The organism is Luteimonas arsenica, assembly GCF_004352825.1.
Classification (GTDB): Bacteria; Pseudomonadota; Gammaproteobacteria; order Xanthomonadales; family Xanthomonadaceae; genus Luteimonas; species Luteimonas arsenica.
In genome coordinates this window covers 1,311,273-1,331,622 of record NZ_SJRW01000001.1, presented here as the reverse complement: position 1 = coordinate 1,331,622, position 20,350 = coordinate 1,311,273, and the positions used below count along the sequence as shown (strand labels likewise).

Annotated in this window: 19 protein-coding genes and 1 tRNA gene; 16 read left to right on the top strand and 4 right to left on the bottom strand. The window is 70.5% G+C overall.

Annotation, left to right across the window (positions count from 1 at the left end):
- Window positions 1-26: 26 nt before the first annotated feature.
- The gene (gene msrP / locus E2170_RS06035; RefSeq protein WP_132999678.1) at window positions 27-998 is read left to right on the top strand and encodes a protein-methionine-sulfoxide reductase catalytic subunit MsrP; all 972 of its coding nucleotides are present in this window, start codon (window positions 27-29) and stop codon (window positions 996-998) included.
- Window positions 999-1,014: 16 nt separating this feature from the next.
- Complete coding sequence (locus tag E2170_RS06030) at window positions 1,015-1,653, top strand: protein-methionine-sulfoxide reductase heme-binding subunit MsrQ (protein ID WP_133000046.1); 639 nt, start codon at window positions 1,015-1,017, stop codon at window positions 1,651-1,653.
- Here E2170_RS06030 and E2170_RS06025 read toward each other — a convergent pair.
- Window positions 1,630-2,412, bottom strand: coding sequence for an FHA domain-containing protein (locus tag E2170_RS06025; RefSeq protein WP_132999677.1), 783 nt, complete (start codon window positions 2,410-2,412; stop codon window positions 1,630-1,632). The genes E2170_RS06030 and E2170_RS06025 overlap by 24 nt on opposite strands.
- An 84-nt stretch (window positions 2,413-2,496) precedes the next feature.
- Between E2170_RS06025 and E2170_RS06020 the strand changes: the two genes are divergently transcribed.
- The 11 genes from E2170_RS06020 (at window position 2,497) to rnt (ending at window position 11,514) form a co-directional block, all read left to right on the top strand.
- On the top strand, window positions 2,497-2,772 hold the full coding sequence (locus E2170_RS06020; protein WP_132999676.1) for a polyhydroxyalkanoic acid system family protein: 276 nt from the start codon (window positions 2,497-2,499) through the stop codon (window positions 2,770-2,772).
- A gap of 74 nt (window positions 2,773-2,846) precedes the next feature.
- Window positions 2,847-3,827 carry a restriction endonuclease gene (locus E2170_RS06015; RefSeq protein WP_132999675.1) on the top strand — a complete coding sequence of 327 codons (981 nt, stop codon included), beginning with the start codon at window positions 2,847-2,849 and terminating at the stop codon, window positions 3,825-3,827.
- A 296-nt stretch (window positions 3,828-4,123) separates the two neighbouring features.
- A complete protein-coding gene (gene pstS, locus E2170_RS06010; RefSeq protein ID WP_132999674.1) occupies window positions 4,124-5,182 on the top strand; it encodes a phosphate ABC transporter substrate-binding protein PstS in 1,059 nt (352 codons plus the stop codon).
- A gap of 54 nt (window positions 5,183-5,236) precedes the next feature.
- The gene (gene pstC / locus E2170_RS06005; protein ID WP_132999673.1) at window positions 5,237-6,205 is read left to right on the top strand and encodes a phosphate ABC transporter permease subunit PstC; all 969 of its coding nucleotides are present in this window, start codon (window positions 5,237-5,239) and stop codon (window positions 6,203-6,205) included.
- Window positions 6,205-7,086, top strand: a complete 882-nt coding sequence (gene pstA, locus E2170_RS06000) for a phosphate ABC transporter permease PstA (RefSeq protein WP_132999672.1) — start codon at window positions 6,205-6,207, stop codon at window positions 7,084-7,086. Before pstC ends, pstA begins: the two co-directional genes overlap by 1 nt.
- A 28-nt stretch (window positions 7,087-7,114) precedes the next feature.
- Entirely contained in the window at window positions 7,115-7,951 is an 837-nt protein-coding gene (gene pstB, locus E2170_RS05995; RefSeq protein ID WP_132999671.1) for a phosphate ABC transporter ATP-binding protein PstB, read from the top strand.
- Window positions 7,948-8,652: a phosphate signaling complex protein PhoU gene (gene phoU, locus E2170_RS05990; RefSeq protein WP_132999670.1), complete on the top strand. Its 705-nt coding sequence runs from the start codon at window positions 7,948-7,950 to the stop codon at window positions 8,650-8,652. Before pstB ends, phoU begins: the two co-directional genes overlap by 4 nt.
- Window positions 8,653-8,740: 88 nt before the next feature.
- A complete protein-coding gene (locus tag E2170_RS05985) occupies window positions 8,741-9,157 on the top strand; it encodes an HvfA family oxazolone/thioamide-modified RiPP metallophore (protein ID WP_165942172.1) in 417 nt (138 codons plus the stop codon).
- 18 nt (window positions 9,158-9,175) lie between these two features.
- On the top strand, window positions 9,176-10,066 hold the full coding sequence (locus E2170_RS05980; protein ID WP_132999668.1) for an HvfB family MNIO-type RiPP peptide maturase: 891 nt from the start codon (window positions 9,176-9,178) through the stop codon (window positions 10,064-10,066).
- Window positions 10,056-10,823 carry an HvfC family RiPP maturation protein gene (locus E2170_RS05975; protein WP_132999667.1) on the top strand — a complete coding sequence of 256 codons (768 nt, stop codon included), beginning with the start codon at window positions 10,056-10,058 and terminating at the stop codon, window positions 10,821-10,823. The genes E2170_RS05980 and E2170_RS05975 overlap by 11 nt, the downstream gene beginning before the upstream one ends.
- Window positions 10,824-10,911: 88 nt before the next feature.
- Complete coding sequence (gene rnt, locus E2170_RS05970; RefSeq protein WP_133000045.1) at window positions 10,912-11,514, top strand: ribonuclease T; 603 nt, start codon at window positions 10,912-10,914, stop codon at window positions 11,512-11,514.
- Window positions 11,515-11,852: 338 nt separating this feature from the next.
- Here rnt and rlmB read toward each other — a convergent pair whose 3' ends face one another.
- Together rlmB and rnr are read right to left on the bottom strand one after the other, a co-directional pair.
- Window positions 11,853-12,614 (bottom strand): 23S rRNA (guanosine(2251)-2'-O)-methyltransferase RlmB, encoded by a 762-nt coding sequence (rlmB, locus tag E2170_RS05965; protein ID WP_132999666.1) that lies wholly within the window; start codon window positions 12,612-12,614, stop codon window positions 11,853-11,855.
- Between the two features lie 13 nt (window positions 12,615-12,627).
- Window positions 12,628-15,210, bottom strand: coding sequence for a ribonuclease R (rnr, locus tag E2170_RS05960; protein ID WP_132999665.1), 2,583 nt, complete (start codon window positions 15,208-15,210; stop codon window positions 12,628-12,630).
- Window positions 15,211-15,308: 98 nt separating this feature from the next.
- Between rnr and E2170_RS05955 the strand changes: the two genes are divergently transcribed.
- A tRNA-Leu gene (locus E2170_RS05955) sits at window positions 15,309-15,395 on the top strand.
- A 120-nt stretch (window positions 15,396-15,515) separates the two neighbouring features.
- Here E2170_RS05955 and E2170_RS05950 read toward each other — a convergent pair.
- Window positions 15,516-16,427 (bottom strand): NAD(P)/FAD-dependent oxidoreductase, encoded by a 912-nt coding sequence (locus E2170_RS05950; protein WP_132999664.1) that lies wholly within the window; start codon window positions 16,425-16,427, stop codon window positions 15,516-15,518.
- Window positions 16,428-16,545: 118 nt separating this feature from the next.
- Here E2170_RS05950 and E2170_RS05945 point away from each other — a divergent pair, with 118 nt between their 5' ends.
- Both E2170_RS05945 and parC read left to right on the top strand, forming a co-directional pair.
- A complete protein-coding gene (locus tag E2170_RS05945) occupies window positions 16,546-18,033 on the top strand; it encodes a tetratricopeptide repeat protein (RefSeq protein WP_132999663.1) in 1,488 nt (495 codons plus the stop codon).
- Window positions 18,034-18,105: 72 nt separating this feature from the next.
- Complete coding sequence (gene parC, locus E2170_RS05940; protein WP_132999662.1) at window positions 18,106-20,349, top strand: DNA topoisomerase IV subunit A; 2,244 nt, start codon at window positions 18,106-18,108, stop codon at window positions 20,347-20,349.
- Window position 20,350: the final 1 nt, after the last annotated feature.

The following is a 20,350-nucleotide window of genomic DNA, read 5'->3' as shown; positions in this document are numbered from 1 at the left end:
GTGATCTCCTCACGAGGAATGCGCGCATGTCCCGATGCCGCCTGCCCCCCACGCCAGCGTCCCAGATCACCGGCGAAGCGGTCTATCGCGACCGCCGCCGCCTGCTCAAGGCCCTGGCCCTGGCGCCGGCCCTGTCAGTGGCCGGCTGCCGCGGCGAACCGCCACCTCCGCAGGACATCCCGCGCGCCGCCGGGACTGACGCGACCGGCACCGGCGCGGATGCCGCCGGGCCGCTGACCCGCTACGAGGACGCCACCAGCTACAACAACTTCTACGAGTTCGGCAGCGGCAAGGCCGATCCCTCGCGCGCGGCCAAGACCCTGGTCACCTCGCCCTGGTCGGTGGCCGTAGGCGGCGAATGCGCAAAGCCCGGGACCGTGCCGCTGGAAACCCTGCTCAAGGGCCTGGTGCCGGAGGAGCGCGTCTACCGCATGCGCTGCGTCGAGGGCTGGTCGATGGTCATCCCCTGGCTGGGCGTGCCGCTGGGCGAGGTGCTCAAGCGCTTCGAGCCCTCGTCGGACGCGAAGTACGTCGCCTTCACCACCCTCGCCGATCCGCGGCAGATGCCCGGCATACGTGCGCCGATCCTGGACTGGCCCTACCGCGAGGGCCTGCGCATCGACGAGGCCATGCATCCGCTGGCCCTGCTGGTGACCGGCATGTACGGCAGGCCGCTGCCACAGCAGAACGGCGCGCCGCTGCGGCTGGTGGTGCCGTGGAAGTACGGCTTCAAGGGCATCAAGTCGATCGTCGCCATCGAGTTCACGCGCAAGGCGCCGCGCACCTCGTGGAACGACATGCAGCCGCGAGAGTACGGCTTCTTCGCCAACGTGAACCCGGCGGTCGACCACCCGCGCTGGAGCCAGAAGAGCGAGCGCCGGATCGCCGGCGACGGCAACCGCCTGTTCGCCGACCGCATCGCCACCCAGCCCTTCAACGGCTATGCGGCGCAGGTCGCGTCGCTCTACCAGGGCATGGACCTTGCGCGCTGGTACTGAGCGCGGCGCGGGCGCGATGGTCGCGGCCAAGGCCGCCCTGCACGCGCTGGTGCTGGTTCCGCTCGTGCTGCTGGGCTGGAAGGCCTGGCAGGTCGGCAGCGGTACCGACCTCGACGCGCTGGGCGCCGACCCGGTGACCGCGATCGAACACGAACTCGGGCTGTGGGCGCTGCGCCTGCTGCTGGTCACCCTGGTGGTGACGCCGCTGCGCCAGCTCACCGGGCAGCCGCAGCTGCTGCGATTCCGGCGGATGCTCGGGCTCTGGGCCTTCGCCTACGCCAGCCTGCACTTCATGGCCTGGCTGGTGCTCGACCTGCGCGGCTGGTGGGGCCAGGTGTTCGCCGACATCGTCGAACGACCCTACATCACCGTCGGCTTCGCCGCCTGGCTGCTGCTGGTGCCGCTGGCCGTGACCTCGACCCGCGGCTGGATGCGGCGGCTGGGGCGCCACTGGGGCCGCCTGCACCGCCTGGTCTACGCCATCGCGGCGCTGGCGGTGCTGCACTTCTGGTGGGTGGTGAAGTCCGACTTCCGCGAGCCGCTGCTGTACGCCGTGATCCTGGCGGTGCTCCTGGGCTGGCGCGTTGCCAGGCGGCGGCGCCACGCGGACCCGCGCCCGCGCCCAGCGGCTTCAGCCGGCGCCGAACAGCAGTAGCAGGGCCAGCAGCCCCGCCAGCAGCGCAGCCACGATGACCAGCCAGGGCAGGCGCATGGCGCCGCCGCGGCGGACCGGTTCGTCGTTCGCGACGACCGGCTCCATCGACCCGGCCTCCTGCGTGGATGCACTCGAAGGGGCCTCCAGCACGAAGCGGTGGTGGGCGTCGAACACCACCTGGTCGCCCGGCTGCAGCACGGCGTCGCGCACCGGCTCGCCGTTGACCAGGCTGCCCTCGGCCGAGCCGAGGTCTCGCAGCACGACCTCGCCACGCAGGACCTCCAGCCGCGCGTGGCGCTCGGCGAAGGCCGCCTCGTCGATGCGGATGTCCGCCTCCGGGGCCCGTCCGACCAGGCGCGGACGCTCGAGGGTGAAGCTGCGGCCGTGGTAATGGCCGCCGACGCCGCGCAGCACGACACGCACGTCGCCGGCTTCGCCCGTGCTGTCGCCGAAGCCGGCCTCGGGCTGCCGCGGCGGCCGCGCCGACACCAGGCGGATGCCGCTGCCGTCCACGAACACCGCGTCGCCCACCCGCAGCATCGCCATGCGTTGCACCGGCCGCCCGTTCACGTGCACGCCCCGGGTGCCGTCGGGCACCGTCAGCCAGACGCCGCGGCGATCGACGCAGAAGTTGACCAGCGGCGACGCATCCACCGGCCCGAGCCCGGCCCCCGACCCCACCCGACCCATGCCGTGAACGCCCGCGGCCAGCGGGTATTCGTCGCCATCGGAATCAAATCGGAGCCTGAGGGTATTCATGCGCCGGGGAATCTATCACGCGCGCCCCCTTGGATCGCGGCCGCCACGCACCCAGAATGTCCGCCCCTTTCCACGGAACCCGCCATGGCCGGCATCGACATCAACCACCCTCATCGGCTTTCGATGCCGCAGGCGCGCGAGGCGGTGCAGCAGCTGGCCGACAAGCTGGTCGAGCGCTTCGGGGTGGACTGCAGCTGGCAGGGTGACGTGCTGTCCTTCAATGGGGCCGGCGTCGACGGCAACATCGCCGTGGACCCCGGAACGGTGCGCGTGCAGGCCCAGCTGGGCTTCCTGCTGTCCGCCATGCAGGGCCCGATCGAAGCCGAGATCCGGCGCGTGCTGGACAAGCATTTCGCCTGACCGCCGCCGCCCTGCCCGCGCCTTCACGCCGGCACCATCTATCCTTCTTCGCATCGGACTACGAGGTAATACGCATGCTGCAGTGGCTATCCGCGATCCTGGCGACCCTCGCCGTGGGCGGTCTGGCCACCTGGCTGGCGCAAGGCCCGCTGCGCCGCCGCGACGAGACCGCCGCCGGCATCGCCGCGCTTTCGGCGCTGTCCTGGCGCGAGTTCACCGGCATCGTCCTTGAAGCGCTGTCCAAGCGTGGCTACCAGCGCGTGGACGATCGCGGCAATCCCAGCGGCGACGCGGACTACACCCTTGTCCGCGACGGCGAACACTGGCTGCTGTCGGCCAAACACGGCAGCGCTTACGTGCTCGGCCGTCCGTCGGTGAACGAACTGGCTGCGGCCATGAGCCTGGCCGGCGCGGTCGGGGGACTGCTGGTCACCCAGGGAGCGATCGACGACGACGGCCGCGCGGCTGCCAAGGGCCGGCCGATCGAACTGCTTGATGGTCCCGTCCTCTGGCCGTGGCTCCGCCCACTGCTGCCGGGATCGGTGGTGTCGCCGATCGTGGCTTCGGCCGCCAAGCACGCGCGCGAGCGCAGCCTGGCGGGCTGGCTGCTGGCGCTGCTCGTGGGCGTGGGCGTGTTCTCCCTGGGCTTCCTGTCGCCGTCCGCGCCCGCCACCGCAACGCCTTCGCCTCCCGCCGCCGCGGCGGCCATGGACGCGCCCGCCGGCCAGACCGCGACGGACGGCACCGACGATGCCGCGGCGCCGAAGCAGGAGGCCCCCGGTGCCGCTCCCGACGCCAACCCGGACGCGGCGACCCTGGAGGCCCAGCGTCGCGAGCTGGCCAGCACGGTGGCTACGCTCCCGATGGTCCTGCGAGCGATCTGGACGAGCAGTTCGACCCTGGAGATCTTCCTCGGCGATACCAGCGACGATCCGGTCGCGGCGATCTGCCCGCTGGTCGAGCGCTATCCGGCCCTGGCCTCGTCGCGCATCCAGCTGACGCCGCCGGCGGACAGCGGCAAGCCGGTCCGCTTCCGCCAGTGCCGCAGCTACTGAAGCCACGCGGCGCTGTCACGAAGCAGTCACCGGAACGACATCATCGGGTCACCGCGCGCGCCTTGAATATGCGCCGAAGCCGGCGTGCGCGACATGCAGCGCGCACCCGCCTGCCGAACTCCTCCTCTCCTGACATTGCTTCCAGCTTCGCTTCGGGCCCTTCGGGGCCCGTTCTTTTTTGCGATTCTCCGCCGCCGGCCGCGGTCCCGATCCGGGCAGTGTCATGAAGCGGTCATAAAAACATCATCCAATGTCCGCACGCCGCCCGCGGCGCCTGCCCACACTGGAACCCCGACATGACCCTTCCCAAGCTGCGCATCGCTTCGCTCGCGCTCGCCACGGCCCTGCTCGCCGCCGCCTGCCAGCCTTCGGGCGACAAGCCCGCGGACGGCACCACCGGCAGCGCCTCGACACAGGTTTCCGGGGCCGGCGCCTCGTTCATCTATCCGCTGGTCTCCAAGTGGTCGGCCGACTACAACGCCGCCACCGGCCGCCAGGTCAATTACCAGTCGATCGGCTCGGGCGGCGGCATCGCCCAGGTCAAGGCCGGCACGGTCGACTTCGGCTCCAGCGACAAGCCGCTGTCGAGCGAGGAACTCGCCGAGGCCAACCTGGGCCAGTTCCCGTCGGCGATCGGCGGCGTGGTGCCGGTGGTCAACATCGAAGGGCTGGCGCCCGGCGCGCTGAAGCTCACCGGCCCGCTGCTGGCGGACATCTTCCTCGGCAAGGTGGCCACCTGGAACGCGCCGGAGATCACCGCCCTCAACCCCGGCCTGGCGCTGCCGGACGCCAAGATCAGCATCGTCCATCGCTCCGACGGCTCGGGCACCAGCTTCAACTTCACCAACTACCTGTCCAAGGTCAGCCCGGACTGGAAGCAGCGCGTCGGCGAAGGCACCTCGGTGTCCTGGCCGCTGGGCGTGGGTGGCAAGGGCAACGAGGGCGTCGCGTCCTACGTGCAGCAGATCAAGGGCGCGATCGGCTACGTCGAACTCGCCTACGCGCTGCAGAACACCATGCCCTACGCCTCGCTGCAGAACTCCGCCGGCAACTTCGTCGAGCCCAGCGCCGAGAGCTTCGCCGCCGCCGCGCGCACCGCCGACTGGGCTTCGGCCAGCGACTTCAATCTCGTGATCACCGACGCCCCGGGCGCGGATGCCTGGCCGATCACCGCCACCAACTTCATGCTGATGCCGAAGCAGCCGCGCGATCCGGCGCGCAGCCAGGCCGCCCTGGAGTTCTTCAAGTGGGCCTTCGAGGAAGGCCAGGCCCAGGCCAGCGAGTTGCACTACGTGCCGCTTCCCGAGGAACTGGTCGAGCAGGTCGAGGCCTACTGGGCCGCCGAGTTCAAGTAAGGCGCCCCGGCCCGCAGCCGCCGCTGCGGGCCGCCCCACCGCTCCGGGAAGCCCATGAACGCCACCACCGTTCCCGCCATCGCCCCCAGCCGCCGCGACCAGCGTGACGCCCGCGCCGACCGCTGGTTCCGCTATGCCCTGGTCGGCACCGTCGCCTTCGTGCTGCTGGCGCTCGCCAGTGCCGCGCTGTCGATGCTCTGGGGCGGTCGCGACGCCCTGCAGTCGCAGGGCCTGTCGTTCTTCCTGTCGGCCGAGTGGAACCCGGTCGAAAACCGCTACGGCGCGCTGGCGCCGATCTACGGCACCGTGGTCACCGCGATCATCGCCATGCTGCTGGCGGTGCCGCTGAGCTTCGGCATCGCGGTGTTCCTGACCGAGGTGGCACCGCGCTGGATGCGGGGCCCGGTGAGCGCGGCGATCGAGCTGCTGGCCGGCATCCCCTCGATCATCTACGGCATGTGGGGCCTGTTCGTGCTGGTGCCGGTGATGACCGCGCACGTCACGCCCTGGCTCAACGAGCACCTGGGCACCATCCCGGGCCTGGGCATCCTGTTCCAGGGGCCGCCGCTGGGCATCGGCGTGCTCACCGCCGGCCTGGTGCTGGCGATCATGGTCGTGCCCTTCATCACCTCGGTGATGCGCGAGGTGTTCCTGACCGTGCCCACGCGGCTGAAGGAGTCGGCCTACGCGCTGGGCTCCACGCGCTGGGAAGTGACCTGGGACATCGTCCTGCCCTACACCCGTTCGGCGGTGATCGGCGGCGTGTTCCTGGGCCTCGGCCGCGCGCTCGGCGAGACCATGGCGGTGGCCTTCGTCGTCGGCAACAGCGTGCGCCTGACGCCTTCGCTGCTCGAGCCCGGCACCACCATCGCCGCGCTGATCGCCAACGACTTCGGCGAGGCCACCGACACCTACCGCTCGGCGCTGCTCCTGCTGGGCTTCGTGCTGTTCATCGTCACCTTCGTGGTGCTGGCGCTCGCACGATTGATGTTGGCGCGGCTCGCGCGCAAGGAGGGCAACTGATGTCCGCCGCGCCTCCCGCAGTCCACGCAGCCGACGGCCTGTACCTGCGCCGCCGCATCGTCAACGTCGCCGCGCTGGCGCTGTCGTGCGTCGCCGCCGTGGTCGGCCTGCTGTTCCTGGGCTGGATCCTGTGGACCCTGGTGTCCAAGGGCATCACCGGCATCAACTGGGACCTGTTCACCAAGGACACACCGCCGCCGATGGCTGAAGGCGGCCTGCGCAACGCGCTGTTCGGATCCGCCGTGATGTGCGGCCTGGCGATCCTGATCGGTGCTCCGCTGGGCGTCGCCGCCGGCACCTGGCTGGCCGAGTATGGCGCCAACAGCCGCACCGCCATCGTCGTGCGCTTCGTCAACGACATCCTGCTGTCGGCACCGTCGATCGTGCTCGGCCTGTTCGTCTACACCCTGCTGGTGATGCATTCGGGTGGAAACTTCTCCGCGCTTGCCGGCGCGGTGGCACTGGCCTTCATCGTGCTGCCGGTGGTCCTGCGCACCACCGACGAGATGCTGCGCCTGGTGCCGGCGCAGATGCGCGAAGCGGCGCTGTCGCTGGGCGTCCCGCAGTGGAAGGTGATCGTGCAGGTGCTCTACCGCAGCGCCTCGGCGGGCATCGTCACCGGCATCCTCCTGTCGCTGGCGCGGATCAGCGGCGAGACCGCGCCGCTGCTGTTCACCGCCTTCGGCAACCTGTACTGGAACAGCGACGTCACCCAGCCGATGGCCAGCGTGCCGGTGGTCATGTACCAGTTCGCCGGCAGCCCCTACGAAAGCTGGCAGCAGCTGGCCTGGGCCGGTGCGCTGGTGCTCACCACCTTCGTCCTCCTGATCAGCCTGGCAGCACGTGCGCTGCTGCTGCGCAACCGTGTTTCCCATGACTGAGTCGACCACCGTCCCACGGATCCCGCCGATGAACGACAGCCACGCCCCCATCGAAACCGGACGCGCTACGCTGTCCACCGCCACCCCGCGCCGTGTCGATGCCGGCCCCGCGCCGGTGAAGCTCTCGGTGCGCGGACTGGACTTCCACTACGGCAAGTTCCACGCCATCAAGGGCGTGAACATGGAGATCCCGGAAAAGCGCGTGACCGCGCTGATCGGCCCCTCGGGCTGTGGCAAGTCGACCCTGCTGCGGGTGTTCAATCGCATCTACGCCCTGTACCCGGGCCAGGTCGCCAGCGGCAGCATCCTGCTCGACGGCGAGGACATCCTCTCGCCGAAGTACCCGATGAACCGCCTGCGCTCCAAGGTCGGCATGGTGTTCCAGAAGCCGGTGCCGTTCCCGATGACCATCTACGAGAACATCGCCTACGCGATCCGCCACCACGAGAAGCTGTCGAAGGCGGAGATGGACGCGCGGGTGGAGTCGGCGCTGCGCCAGGGCGCGCTCTGGGACGAAGTCAAGGACAAGCTGGGCCAGAGCGCCCTGGGCCTGTCCGGCGGCCAGCAGCAGCGCCTGTGCATCGCGCGCGCGGTGGCGCTGAAGCCGGAGGTGCTGCTGCTCGACGAGCCGACCTCGGCGCTCGATCCGATCTCGACCAGCCGCATCGAGCAGCTGATCGAGGAGCTGAAGGTCGACTACACCATCGTCATCGTCACCCACAACATGCAGCAGGCCGCGCGTGTCTCGGACTACACCGCCTTCATGTACCTCGGCGACCTGATCGAGCACGATACGACCGAGACCATCTTCTCCAATCCCTCGAAGCGCCAGACCGAGGACTACATCACCGGACGGTTCGGATGAACAACCAGCCCCATGACCACATCGTTCGCAGCCACGACGAAGAGCGCGAGCGCCTGATCGGCGAGATCCTGCGCATGGGCGAGCTGTCCGCCGCCCAGCTGGAGGCCGCGCTGGACGTGGTCGAGCGCCGCGATGACCGCGCCGCCGGCCACATCGTCGCCAACGACGAGGCCATCGACGAACTCGAGCGCGTGGTCAGCCACGACGTCATGAAGCTCTCGCTGCGCGGCCCGCTGGCGCGCGACCTGCGCGAGGTGCTCGCGGCCCTGCGCATCGTCTCCGACATCGAGCGCATCGGCGACTACGCGGCGAACATCGCCAAGCGCTCGATCGCGCTCAACCAGGCGCCGGCGCTGCCGGTGGCCGGCGGCCTGGCCCACCTGGGCACGCTGGCCGTGCGCCAGGTGCGCGACGTGCTCGCCGCCTACCGCGACCTGGATCCCGAGGCCGCTCACGCCGTTCGCGACCGCGATGCCGCCCTGGACGCCGAGTACACCCGCCTGTTCCGCGAGCTGCTGACCTACATGATGGAGGATGCGCGCGCGATCACCGGCTGCACCCACCTGCTGTTCATGGCCAAGAACCTCGAGCGCATCGGTGACCACGCCACCAACATCGCCGAGAACATCTGGTTCCTGGTGCACGGCGACGACAACCTGCCGCCACGCGAAAAGGCCGACGAAACCAACACCACCGCCTGAACAGGCAACGCGTCGACATGGCGTGAACATGGCTTGGGCATACTGGCGCCCCAGCGGTCGTCCGGCCGCACCAATGAGGAGCGCCAGCATGTCGAAGTCCCCTGCCAAACCCGTCGCCCTGGCCGTGGCCACCGCCCTGGGCGGCATCGCGCTGTCCGGCGCCGTCTTCGCGATGACGCCGCTGGCCAGCGGCTACATGGTTGCCGCCCCCGAGGCTGCGGCCGACGACGGCAAGGCGGACAAGGCCGAAGGCCGCTGCGGCGTCGAGCGCGCGGACAGCGATGGCGACGGCCGCATCTCGGCCGCGGAATTCGCCGCCGCCCATCCGGAGAAGGATCCCTCGTACTTCGCCGGCATCGACACCAACGGCGATGGCTTCATCGACCAGGCCGAACACGACGCCCACCACGCCACGAAAAAGGCCGGATCGGGCGACAAGGACGCCGACAAGGCCGCACACGAAGGCAAGTGCGGCGAAGGCAAGTGTGGCGGCGGCGCTGCCTGAGCCGGCCTTGATCGCGGTGTGCGCACCCGCGCGTGCCGCCCGGCCGTGGTGACACCGCTGCATCCGCGCGCCGTCGGCCTTGGCCTGCGCCGCGCCCTGCTGCCCGGGCTTCGCGCCGCGAAGCCAGGCAGTTTCGATTTCCTCGAAGCCGCGCCGGAGAACTGGATCGGGGTCGGCGGCGCCCTTGGCGATGCCTTCGCCGAACTCGCCTCGAAGCACCCGCTGGCCTGCCACGGGCTGTCGCTCTCGCTCGGCGGCCCGGCACCGCTGGACGAAACCTTCCTGCACAGGCTCCGGCGCTTCCTGGACACGCACCATGTGGCGCTCTACAGCGAACACCTGAGCGCCTGCGGCGACCGCATGGGCCAGCTCTACGACCTGTTGCCGCTGCCCTTCAGCGATGAGGCGGTGCGCCACGTTTCAAGCCGCATCCGGCGCGCGCAGGACATCCTCGGCCGGCGCATCGCGGTCGAGAACATCTCCTATTACGCGACCATCCATCAGGATCCTGCGGGCTCGCCACCGCTGACCGAACTCGAATTCGTCGACGCCGTGCTTGCCGAAGCCGACTGCGACCTGCTGCTCGACGTCAACAACATCGTGGTCAACGCCACCAACCACGGCTACGACGCCAGCGGCTTCCTGCGAGGGCTTGCCGGCGCACGCGTGGCCTGCATCCACGTCGCCGGCCACCGCGACGAGGAGCCGGGGCTGAAGATCGACACCCACGGCGCAGCGGTCGCCGATCCGGTCTGGGCGCTGCTGGCCGAGGCCTACGCCCTGTTCGGCCCGCGGCCGACCCTGCTGGAGCGCGACTTCGACTTCCCGCCGTTCGAAGAGCTGCTGGGCGAACTCGACATCGTCCGCGGCCACCTGGCCCATGCACCGGCACGCAGCCATGTCGCCTGACCTGCACGCGCAGCAGGAGGCCTTCACCGCCCACATCCGCGACCCCGAGCGCCACCCGCCGCCGCCCGGCGTGGACCCGCGGCGGATGCAGGTCTACCGCGACCTGTTCTTCAACAACGTATCCAGCCTGCTGGCCGGCAACTTCCCGGTGATCCGGCGCATCCATGGCGACGCCTGGGCGGCGCTGGTGCGCGATTTCTACCGCGGCCACGGCTGCCGCACGCCGCTGTTCCCGGAGCTGCCGCGCGAATTCCTGCGCTGGCTGGCGGACAGTGGTGGCCGCGAGCCCTGGCTGCCGGAGCTGGCGCACTACGAGTGGATCGAGCTGGCGCTGCAGATCAGCGAGGCGCGCCTGGACGATGTCGCGCACGACCGGCTGGATGCGCCCGACACCGACGCCGCCGCCGCGCTGCTCGACGGCCGTCCCCTGCTTTCGCCGCTGGCCTGGCCCCTCGCCTACACCTGGCCGGTGCACCGCATCGGCCCGGAGTTCCTGCCCGAGGCGCCGCCGGAGGCGCCGACGCTCCTGCTCCTGCACCGCGGCGGGGACGGCCGCGTGCGCTTCCACGCACCCAGTCCGCTGGCGTGGCGCCTGCTGCAGCGGCTGGACGAAGCACCGGAGCTCACCGGCCGTGCGCAGTTGGACGCGCTGGCGGTGGAAGCCGGTGCCGCCGCGGACGCGGTGTTCATCGAACAGGGCGTGGCGATGCTGCTGCGCTGGCACCGCGAGGGCATCGTGCCGGGCATTCGCGCATGAGGCCGCGCCGCCCGGCTCGGCTAGACTAGCGCCGGTGACCAGCCAGCCCCCGCCCCAGGCCGACCAGGCCACCCCCGCCTTCGCCCCCATGGCCACCCGCTTCCGCGGCTACCTGCCCGTGGTCGTGGACGTGGAGACCGGCGGCTTCGACTGGAACCGGCACGCGCTGCTGGAGATCGCGGTGCTGCCGATCGACCTCGACGACCAGGGCCGCTACGTGCCCGGCGAAGGCGCCAGCGCCCACGTCGTTCCCGCGCCCGGCACCGACATCGACCCGAAGTCGCTGCAGGTCACCGGCATCGACCTCGACCACCCCTTCCGCTTCGCCAAGCAGGAGCGCGACGCGCTCGAGCACGTGTTCACGACCGTGCGCGCCGCAGTGAAGAAGCACGGCTGCCAACGCGCGATCCTGGTCGGCCACAACGCCCACTTCGACCTGAACTTCGTCAACGCTGCGGTCGCCCGCAGCGGCCACAAGCGCAACCCCTTCCACCCCTTCAGCGTCTTCGACACCGTCACCCTGGCCGGCCTGGCCTACGGCCAGACCGTGCTCGCCCGCGCGGTGCAGGCCGCCGGCCTGGAGTGGAACAGCGACGACGCCCACTCCGCCGTCTACGACACCGAACGCACCGCCCAGCTCTTCTGCACCATCGCCAACACCTGCGGCCGCTTCGCGACCCCCGCAACCTGAGGGCTTCGGCTGCGGGAGGGCGTGTGGAAGAGCTTTTGCCACGGATTTACGCGGATAACGCGGATTTACACGGATAGAGCGGAAAAGGCAGAAAAAGCGGAAAGCTTTTTTGGCCACGGATTTGCGCGGATTACGCGGATCTGGCTGAGGCCAGTGCATGCACCACGCACTGCACCTGCTCTTTTCAGGTGGGCTTTCTGGCGTCAATCTTGCCTCGGCCAGATCCGCGTAATCCGCCAAATCCGTGGCTAAAGAGCGTTTTCTCCTGCTTCTGCTTTATCCGTGTAAATCCGCGTTATCCGCGTAAATCCGTGGCAAAAGCTTTCCCGGCGCCCCGCCTAGAGCCTCTGCCGGACGGCTTCGAAGAGGCATACCCCGGCGGCGACGGAGACGTTGAGGCTTTCGACGCCGGCTTCGGCGGCGCCGGGCATCGGCAGGGCGACGAGCTGGTCGCAGTGTTCGCGGGTCAGGCGGCGCAGGCCTTCGCCTTCGCCGCCCAGGACCAGGGCGACGTTGCCGCGCAGGTCGACGGTGTACAGGGAGGCTTCGGATTCGCCGGCCAGGCCGTAGATCCAGACGCCCTGCTTCTGCAGCTCGCGCAGGCTGCGCGAGAGGTTGGTGACGCGCACCACCGGGATGCTGTCGGCGGCGCCGGCCGAGGTCTTGCGCACGGTGGCGTTGACCTGCACCGCCTTGTCCTTGGGGATCACCACCGCGGTCACGCCAGCCGCGGCGGCGCTGCGCAGGCAGGCGCCGAGGTTGTGCGGGTCCTGAACGCCGTCGAGCACCAGCAGCAGGGCGCGGCCTTCGGCGGACTCGACCAGGCCCGGCAGGTCGTCCTCGTCATGGGTCTTCGCCGCGGCGTAGCGCGCGACCGCGCCCTGGTGGCGCAGGCCGCCGGCGACGCCGTCGAGCGCGTTCTGGGCGACCCGGCGCACGTCGATGCCGCGACGCCGCGCCTCGTCCTCGATCGAACCGATGCGCGGGTTCTTAGCACCCGCCTCCAGCAGCACTTCGCGCACGTTGTCGGCGTCGTGCTCGACCGCCGAGGCCACGGCGTTGATGCCGACGATCCACTGGTTCTGCTTGTTGCCTGCCATCCGGCCTGGGTCCTCAGTACTTCTTCTTGGCGCGCTTGGCCGGCTGGCCGCGCGGGGTCGGCGGCCTGGGCTCGCCCTTCTGGCGCTGGCCCTCTTCCACCAGCCTGAAATCGATCTTCAGCTCTTCCACGCTGGCCTTCAGCACCACTATGCGCACACGGTCGCCCAGCCGGTACTCACGCTCGGAGCGCTGGCCGGTGAGCGTCTTGCGGATCGGGTCGAAGTGGTAGAAGTCGTTGGGCAGCTGGGTCACGTGCACCAGGCCGTTGACCTTGGACTCGTCGAGTTCCACGAACAGGCCGAAGCTGGTGACGCCGCTGACCACGCCGTCGAACTCGCGGCCGACGTGTTCCTCCATCCAGGCCGCGCGGTAGCGCTCGTCGACCTCGCGCTGGGCCTCGTCGGCGCGGCGCGACCGCTCCGAGCACTGCAGCGACAGCGCCGCCATCTCGTGCGCGCTGTACTTGTACTGCACCGCATTGCCGCCGCGCAGCGCGTGCTTGATCGCGCGGTGCACCAGCAGGTCGGCGTAGCGGCGGATCGGCGAAGTGAAGTGCGCGTAGGCCTCCAGCGCCAGGCCGAAGTGGCCGATGTTGTCCGGCGAGTACACCGCCAGCGACTGGCTGCGCAGCAGCACCGACTCCAGCAGCGCCGCATCGGGGCGCTCGCGCACGGCCTCCAGCAGCTTGCGGAAATCCTTGGGCCGTACCTTCTGCCAGGTCGGCAGGCGCAGCTGGAACTCCTTCAGGAACTCCAGCAGGTCGGCGTACTTGCCCTCCGGCGGGCGGTCGTGGTCCCGGAACGGCGCCGGGATGCCGGATTCCAGCAGCGCATGCGCGGCCGCGACGTTCGCCGCGATCATGCATTCCTCGATCAGCTTGTGGGCATCGTTGCGCTGGATCATGCCGGCCTGGGTGACCTCGCCCTGCGGGCCGAGCACGAAGCGCACTTCGGAGGTCTCGAAGTCGATCGCGCCACGCTGCTGGCGCGCCTTGTCGAACACCTTGTACAGCTGGTGCAGGCGCCTGACCTGCTCCATCTGCGGGCCGATGAAGGCCTGCGCGGCCTCGCGATCGGCGTCGGGGATGCCGTCGCCGACCGCGTTCCAGACCTGGGTGTAGGTCAGGCGCGCGTGCGAATGCATCACCGCCTCATGGAAGGAATACGACACCACCTGGCCGCGGCGGTCGACCTGCATGTCGCAGGCGAAGCACAGGCGGTCGACCTTCGGCTTCAGCGAGCAGATGCCGTTGGACAGCGTCTCCGGCAGCATCGGCACGACGTAGCCGGGGAAGTACACCGAGGTCGCACGGTTCTGCGCCTCGACGTCGAGCGGGTCGCCGGGCAGCACGTAGCTGGAGACATCGGCGATGGCCACGATCAGGCGGAAGCCCTCGCGGTTGGGCTCGCAGTACACCGCGTCATCGAAGTCCTTGGCGTCCTCGCCGTCGATGGTCACCAGGGGCAGCTTGCGCAGGTCGAGACGGCGGTTGGCGGTGGCGGCATCGACCTCCACCGGGATCCGCGCCGCGGCGTCGAGCACCTCGGGCGGGAACTCGTGCGGGATGTCGTGGCCGTGGATCGCGGCCTCGACCGCGATCGAGGCGGTCAGCCGGTCGCCCAGCACCGCCAGCACGCGGCCGATCGGCGGCCGGTGGTTGTCGGGCGGCGTCACGATCTCGCAGACCACCAGTTGGCCGTCGCGCGCGTCCAGGCGCTCGTCGGCCGGGATCTGCACGTTGCGCTGGATCCTGCGGTCGTCGGGGACCACGTAGCTGATGCCATGCTCGAGCGCGAAGCGGCCGATCAGGCGCGTCACCCGACGCTCCAGCACTTCCACGATCACGCCTTCGCGGCGGCCGCGGCGGTCGACGCCGGTGACGCTGCCGAGCACGCGGTCGCCGTGCATGACCTTGCGCATTTCGAAGGGCGGCAGGAACAGGTCGTCGCCGACGCCGCTTTCGGGGCGCAGGAAGCCGAAGCCTTCGGGATTGGCGATGACCGTGCCGGGGATCAGGTCCGCGCGCGCGGCCGGCACGAAGCCGCCGCGGCGGTTCTTCAGCACCTGGCCGTCGCGCAGCATCGCCGCCAGGCGCTTGTCCAGCGCCACGGCGCGCTCGGGCTCGGCCAGGCCAAGCACCTGCTGGAGCTTTTCCGCGTCCAGCGGACCGTCGGCGTCGGACAGCACCTGGAGGATCGCTTCGCGGCTGGCGATCGGGTTCTCGTAGCGGTCGGCCTCGCGCGCGGCCTGGGGATCGCTGTAACCCCGGGTCTTGCCGGCAGCGCCACCAGGGCGCGGGGCCGTGCCGGCCTTCTTCGCCACGGGCGTGCGGGCCGCGGGTTCTGCCGGAGGGGCGCGATTCGTGTCGGCAGCAACCGGGCCGCGCGGTTTCATCGCGCGCAGCAGACCGGGATCGGGCATCCACCCCGGCAGCGCGCCCGACTTCGCCTTGCCGCCGCCCGGACCGCGTCCGCCAGCCTTCTTCGCCGGCGCCGCGGCCGCCTTCCTGCCAGCGCCCGATGCGCCCTTCTCCGCCCCCGCCTTCGCAGGCGTCTTGCCGCGGCCGGTGCCGCGCTTGCCGGTGGTCTTCGTCATCCGGCGATTGTACGCGGCCGCCGTGGACGCTCCGTTGGCGAAGTTTGTGAAACACCGTTGACAGACTCGTCGCCGCGCTGCACCATACGCGCCCACCTGCCCAGGTGGCGGAATTGGTAGACGCACTAGCTTCAGGTGCTAGCGGGGGCAACTCCGTGGAGGTTCGAGTCCTCTTCTGGGCACCATCTTCGGGTTCCGGCGGTCACCACCGGAATCCAGCGATGACAAGAAACCCCGCGAAAGCGGGGTTTTTTGTGCCCGGAGGTGTCGCGCGGCCGCCTGTCACCCCGCCATGCGCTGGGGTATCAGCGGGCGCCCGCGCCATCGCCACCGCGCGGCACGAACGGCAGCGCGTTGTGGGCATGGGTGGCCGCGATCGCGGCGTGCCCCACCGCCACCGAGATCTGGTTCAGCCCGCTGACGACGTCGCCGATGGCGTACAGCCCCGGCAGCCGCGTCTGCTGGTCGGCATCGACGATGATCTCGCCCTCCGGCGTGAGCCCGGCGCCGGCCGCCGCCGCGATCCCGGCGCTGGTGTCGGACCCCAGGTAGGCATAGACGGTGTCGAAGGCCACGGCCTCGCCGCCCGGCGGCGCATAGCTGCAGCGCTGCCCGTCGAAGGCCAGGCGCCCGCCGCCCTGCAGCCACTGCACGCCCGCCCCGCGCGATGCATCGCCGTCTTCGCCACCGTCGCCGTCGTCCGTGGGGAGGGCATGCACCGAGGCCGAGTAGCCGCGCAGGAATAGCGCATGGCCACCCAGCCCCTCGCTCGGCCCGTACACGCCGATGGCGAGGTCGCTGGCCTCGTAGGCGTCGCAGATCGAACACAGGCGAAGGGCGCCGCAGCCCACGGCGGCCTCGATCCAGTCGTCCCCCGGCAGGCGATCGCTGAGCCCGGTGGCGAGGATCACCTTTCGCGCCCGCCAGCGTCGTCCACCGGCCCGCACCTCGAAGCCTCCGTCCACGAGTGCGAGTCCATCGACCACGGCGCTCTCGAACGCGGCGTCGACCGCGCGAGCCTGCTCGCGCATGCGCCGCAGCAGCTCGGTGCCGGACACGCCGTGCGGGAAGCCGGGGCAGTTGTTGCTCTCCGGGATCCGGCGCGCCCGGCTGTCACCGGCGTCGAGCACCAGGCAGGAGCGGTGGAAGCGCCGCAGGTAGGCTGCCGCGGTCAGTCCGGCCGGACCGCCGCCGACCACGATCACGTCGATGTCCATCCGCGCATTCTCGTCCACCGGATCGGCAAGCCCGCGTGAGTACCGGGCATGGCGGAACCGACGCCGCTGCGGCTAGGCTTCCCTTCCCTGCCACGACCCGACTGCCCCGGAGCCCGAAATGCGCGCACTGCGCACCGCATGGATCGCCGCCCTCGTGATGGCCGGGGTCCTGGCCTTCCCCGCCGATGCGAACAAGAACGCGTCGCCCCTCACTCCCGAACTGCGCAAAGCGGTCCGCGCGGCCGAAGCGATCTTCGAACGCGGCGACCCCGGCACCTCGGCGATCGCGATGGAGGCGGTGGCATCGCACGCCGACTTCGGGGCGCTGGAGGCCAACGAACGTTCGGCCTACCTGCTGCGCGCGGCATGGCTGGCCACCGAAGCCAGGGACATGCCTCGTGCGCACAGGCTTGCGCAGGCCGCCGTCGATGCCGAGGGCAACGACCCCGATGCCTGGTTCCTGCTGGGACAGCTGGCCGCGGACCAGGGCCAGGACGAGACCGCCGCCCGGGCGCTGGCCCACCTGGCGTCCACCTGGCCCGCGCTCGTGGGGCACCTGCGCACGGAGCTGGTCAATCCACTGCTGCACAGGCTGGGCGTCACCTCGCCGCAGACCCTGGAACTCCTGGAGGCCCTGTATGCAGCCGACTGGACCGTAGATGGCATCGAACCGGACCATGCGTGGGCCCGGCTGGCGCTGATGCGCGCCGACCGCGGCGACCACGACGGCGCCCGCGCCGCGCTGGCCGGCGTCACTTCGGCAACCGTCATCACCTGGCTGCGCAGCGACCGGCGCTTCGATGCGCTGATCAAGCGCGACGATCCCCGCTACGAGCCCCGGAAGGCGGCCGCGGCCGAGGTCGACACGCTCCGTGGCCGGGCCGCCGGATCCCCGTCGTCGCTGGCCCTGCAGCGCGAACTGGCCTATTCGCTGCTCGTCGCGGGACGCCCCGGCGAGGCGCTTGCGCTGGCCGAGCAGGCACTGGCCGATCCGGGACGCTTCGACGACACCGACGACCTGCACTGGATGGCCAACCAGCGCGCCATTGCGCTGCGGCGCCTGTCGCGAACCGACGAGGCCCTGGCCGCGCTGACTGCCGCCGCCGCGATGGACGAGTCCGGCCAGGCCAACGTCAGCCAGACGCTGAACCTCGGGACCCTGCTTGTGGACATGGAGCGCCCCGAACAGGCCCTGGCCGCCATCGCCCGCGTCGACGGCATGAGCGGCTATGGCCTCCTCGTGCAGTCGATGGTGCGCCTGCGGGCCTACCGGCAGATGGGCCGCGACGACGACGCGGCCATCTGGCTGCAGCGGATCCGCGATGGCCGCGACGAGGGAACGATCCTGCACCTTGAGGCCCTGCTCCTCGCCGGCCACGAGGACGAGGCCGCGAACTGGCTGGCGGAACTGCTGGACGATCCCGATCGCCGCGCGGAAGCGCTCGCCTGGTGCCAGGACTACCTGGGTTCGGAGCCACTGGCCGGCCGCGTGCCGCTGCGCGAGGCCCGGGCGTCGCTGCTGGCACGCAGCGACGTGCTCGCGGCGGTCAACGCCGTGGGCCGGATCGAGGACACCGGCATCCACGACATCGTCGGCATCGACTGACTCCGGTGCCGCGGGGGCGGCAACCTCCGCGCGCCCGGTAGAATCACCCGTCCCGATGCCACTGCAGTCCCGATGAACGACCCCGTACGCCCCGTCTTCCACGGTTTCGAACAGATTCCCCTGCGCGAATACGCCGAGCGCGCCTACCTCGATTACTCGATGTACGTGGTGCTCGACCGCGCCCTGCCCTTCATCGGCGACGGCCTGAAGCCGGTGCAGCGGCGGATCATCTACGCGATGAGCGAGCTCGGGCTCAACGCCTCGGCCAAGCCCAAGAAGTCGGCGCGCACGGTCGGCGACGTGATCGGCAAGTTCCATCCCCACGGCGACAGCGCCTGCTACGAGGCCCTGGTGCTGATGGCCCAGCCCTTCAGCTACCGCTACCCGCTGATCGAGGGCCAGGGCAACTTCGGCTCCACCGACGACCCGAAGTCGTTCGCGGCCATGCGCTATACCGAGTCGAAGCTGACCCCGATCGCCGAGGTGCTGCTGGGCGAGCTCGGACACGGCACGGTCGACTGGACCCCCAACTTCGACGGCACGCTCGAAGAACCGACCTGGCTGCCCGCGCGCCTGCCGCACCTGCTGCTCAACGGCACCACCGGCATCGCCGTGGGCATGGCCACCGACGTGCCGCCGCACAACCTCAACGAAGTGGTCAGCGCCTGCGTGCGCCTGCTCGACGACCCCGAGGCGACCGTTGCCGACCTGTGCGAGCACGTGCGCGGGCCCGACTACCCGACCGCGGCCGAGATCATCACCCCGGCCGCCGACCTGCGCGCCATGTACGAGACCGGCCACGGCAGCGTGCGCGCCCGCGCCACCTTCGTGAAGGAAGGCCAGAACATCGTGGTCACCGCGCTGCCCTACCAGGTCAGCCCGGGCAAGGTGATCGAGCAGATCGCGGCGCAGATGCGCGCCAAGAAACTGCCCTGGCTGGAGGACATCCGCGACGAGTCCGACCACGCCAACCCGGTGCGCGTGGTGCTGATCCCGCGCTCCAACCGCATCGACGTGGACCAGCTGATGGGCCACCTGTTCGCGACCACGGACCTTGAGAAGAGCTACCGGGTCAACCTCAACATCATCGGCCGCGACGGCCGGCCGCAGGTCAAGGACCTGCGCAGCCTGCTGCTGGAGTGGCTGTCGTTCCGCTCCGACACGGTCACCCGCCGCCTGCAGCACCGCCTGGACAAGGTCGAGCGCCGCCTGCACCTGCTGGAGGGCCTGCTGGTGGCCTTCCTCAACCTGGACGAGGTGATCCGCATCATCCGCACCGAGGACGAGCCGCGCGCGGTGCTGCAGGCGCGCTTCGAACTCAGCGACGACCAGGTCGACTACATCCTCGAGACCCGGCTGCGCCAGCTGGCGCGACTGGAGGAAATGAAGATCCGCGGCGAGCAGGACGAGCTCGACCGCGAGCGCGACCAGCTGATCGCCACGCTGGGCAGCAAGGCGAAGCTGCGCAAGCTGATCAAGGACGAACTGCTGGCGGACGCGAAGAAATTCGGCGACGAGCGCCGCTCGCCCCTGGTCGCCCGCGACGCGGCGCAGGCCCTGGCCGAGACCGACCTGGTCGCCAGCGAGCCGGTCACCGTGGTGCTCAGCCAGAAGGGCTGGGTGCGCGCGGCCAAGGGCCATGACGTCGATGCCTCGACCCTGTCCTACCGCGAGGGCGACGGCCTGCTGGCGGCGGTGCGCGGGCGCAGCACGCAGCAGGTGGCCTTCCTGGATTCCAGCGGCCGCGCCTATTCCACGCTGGCCCACGGCCTGCCTTCGGCGCGCGGCAACGGCGAGCCGCTGACCGCGCGCTTCTCGCCGGCGGCCGGCACCTCGTTCGTGGCCATGGCCAGCGGCGAGGCCGACGCGCGCTTCACGCTGGCGTCCTCGGCCGGCTACGGCTTCGTCACCCGCTTCGAGAACCTGGTCGGTCGGCAGAAGGCCGGCAAGGCCATGCTCACCCTGCCCGAAGGTGCGCGCGTGCTGCAGCCCGCACCGGTCGCCAGCGTCGAGGGCGACCGCATCGTGGCGGTGACCAGCGCCGGCCACCTGCTGGCCTTCCCGGTGTCCGAGCTGCCCGAGCTCGACCGCGGCAAGGGCAACAAGATCATCGAGATCCCCAAGGCCAAGCGCGGTACCGAGCGCGTGGTCGCGGTGGCCGCGGTACCGGCGGGCGGCAGCCTGCTGGTGCATTCGGGCGCGCGCACGATGACGCTGTCCTGGCGCGACCTCGAAGCCTACCTCGGCGCGCGTGGCAGCCGCGGCGGCCTGCTGCCGCGCGGCTGGCAGAAGGTGGACGCGCTTTCGATCGAATAAG

What these genes read in the sequence shown, in the direction of transcription:
- msrP (WP_132999678.1), top strand. Translation starts at nt 27, where the DNA reads ATGTCCCGATGCCGCCTGCCCCCCACGCCAGCGTCCCAGATCACCGGC.
- E2170_RS06030 (WP_133000046.1), top strand. Translation starts at nt 1,015, where the DNA reads ATGGTCGCGGCCAAGGCCGCCCTGCACGCGCTGGTGCTGGTTCCGCTC.
- E2170_RS06025 (WP_132999677.1), bottom strand. Translation starts at nt 2,412, where the DNA reads ATGAATACCCTCAGGCTCCGATTTGATTCCGATGGCGACGAATACCCG.
- E2170_RS06020 (WP_132999676.1), top strand. Translation starts at nt 2,497, where the DNA reads ATGGCCGGCATCGACATCAACCACCCTCATCGGCTTTCGATGCCGCAG.
- E2170_RS06015 (WP_132999675.1), top strand. Translation starts at nt 2,847, where the DNA reads ATGCTGCAGTGGCTATCCGCGATCCTGGCGACCCTCGCCGTGGGCGGT.
- pstS (WP_132999674.1), top strand. Translation starts at nt 4,124, where the DNA reads ATGACCCTTCCCAAGCTGCGCATCGCTTCGCTCGCGCTCGCCACGGCC.
- pstC (WP_132999673.1), top strand. Translation starts at nt 5,237, where the DNA reads ATGAACGCCACCACCGTTCCCGCCATCGCCCCCAGCCGCCGCGACCAG.
- pstA (WP_132999672.1), top strand. Translation starts at nt 6,205, where the DNA reads ATGTCCGCCGCGCCTCCCGCAGTCCACGCAGCCGACGGCCTGTACCTG.
- pstB (WP_132999671.1), top strand. Translation starts at nt 7,115, where the DNA reads ATGAACGACAGCCACGCCCCCATCGAAACCGGACGCGCTACGCTGTCC.
- phoU (WP_132999670.1), top strand. Translation starts at nt 7,948, where the DNA reads ATGAACAACCAGCCCCATGACCACATCGTTCGCAGCCACGACGAAGAG.
- E2170_RS05985 (WP_165942172.1), top strand. Translation starts at nt 8,741, where the DNA reads ATGTCGAAGTCCCCTGCCAAACCCGTCGCCCTGGCCGTGGCCACCGCC.
- E2170_RS05975 (WP_132999667.1), top strand. Translation starts at nt 10,056, where the DNA reads ATGTCGCCTGACCTGCACGCGCAGCAGGAGGCCTTCACCGCCCACATC.
- rnt (WP_133000045.1), top strand. Translation starts at nt 10,912, where the DNA reads ATGGCCACCCGCTTCCGCGGCTACCTGCCCGTGGTCGTGGACGTGGAG.
- rlmB (WP_132999666.1), bottom strand. Translation starts at nt 12,614, where the DNA reads ATGGCAGGCAACAAGCAGAACCAGTGGATCGTCGGCATCAACGCCGTG.
- rnr (WP_132999665.1), bottom strand. Translation starts at nt 15,210, where the DNA reads ATGACGAAGACCACCGGCAAGCGCGGCACCGGCCGCGGCAAGACGCCT.
- E2170_RS05950 (WP_132999664.1), bottom strand. Translation starts at nt 16,427, where the DNA reads ATGGACATCGACGTGATCGTGGTCGGCGGCGGTCCGGCCGGACTGACC.
- E2170_RS05945 (WP_132999663.1), top strand. Translation starts at nt 16,546, where the DNA reads ATGCGCGCACTGCGCACCGCATGGATCGCCGCCCTCGTGATGGCCGGG.
- parC (WP_132999662.1), top strand. Translation starts at nt 18,106, where the DNA reads ATGAACGACCCCGTACGCCCCGTCTTCCACGGTTTCGAACAGATTCCC.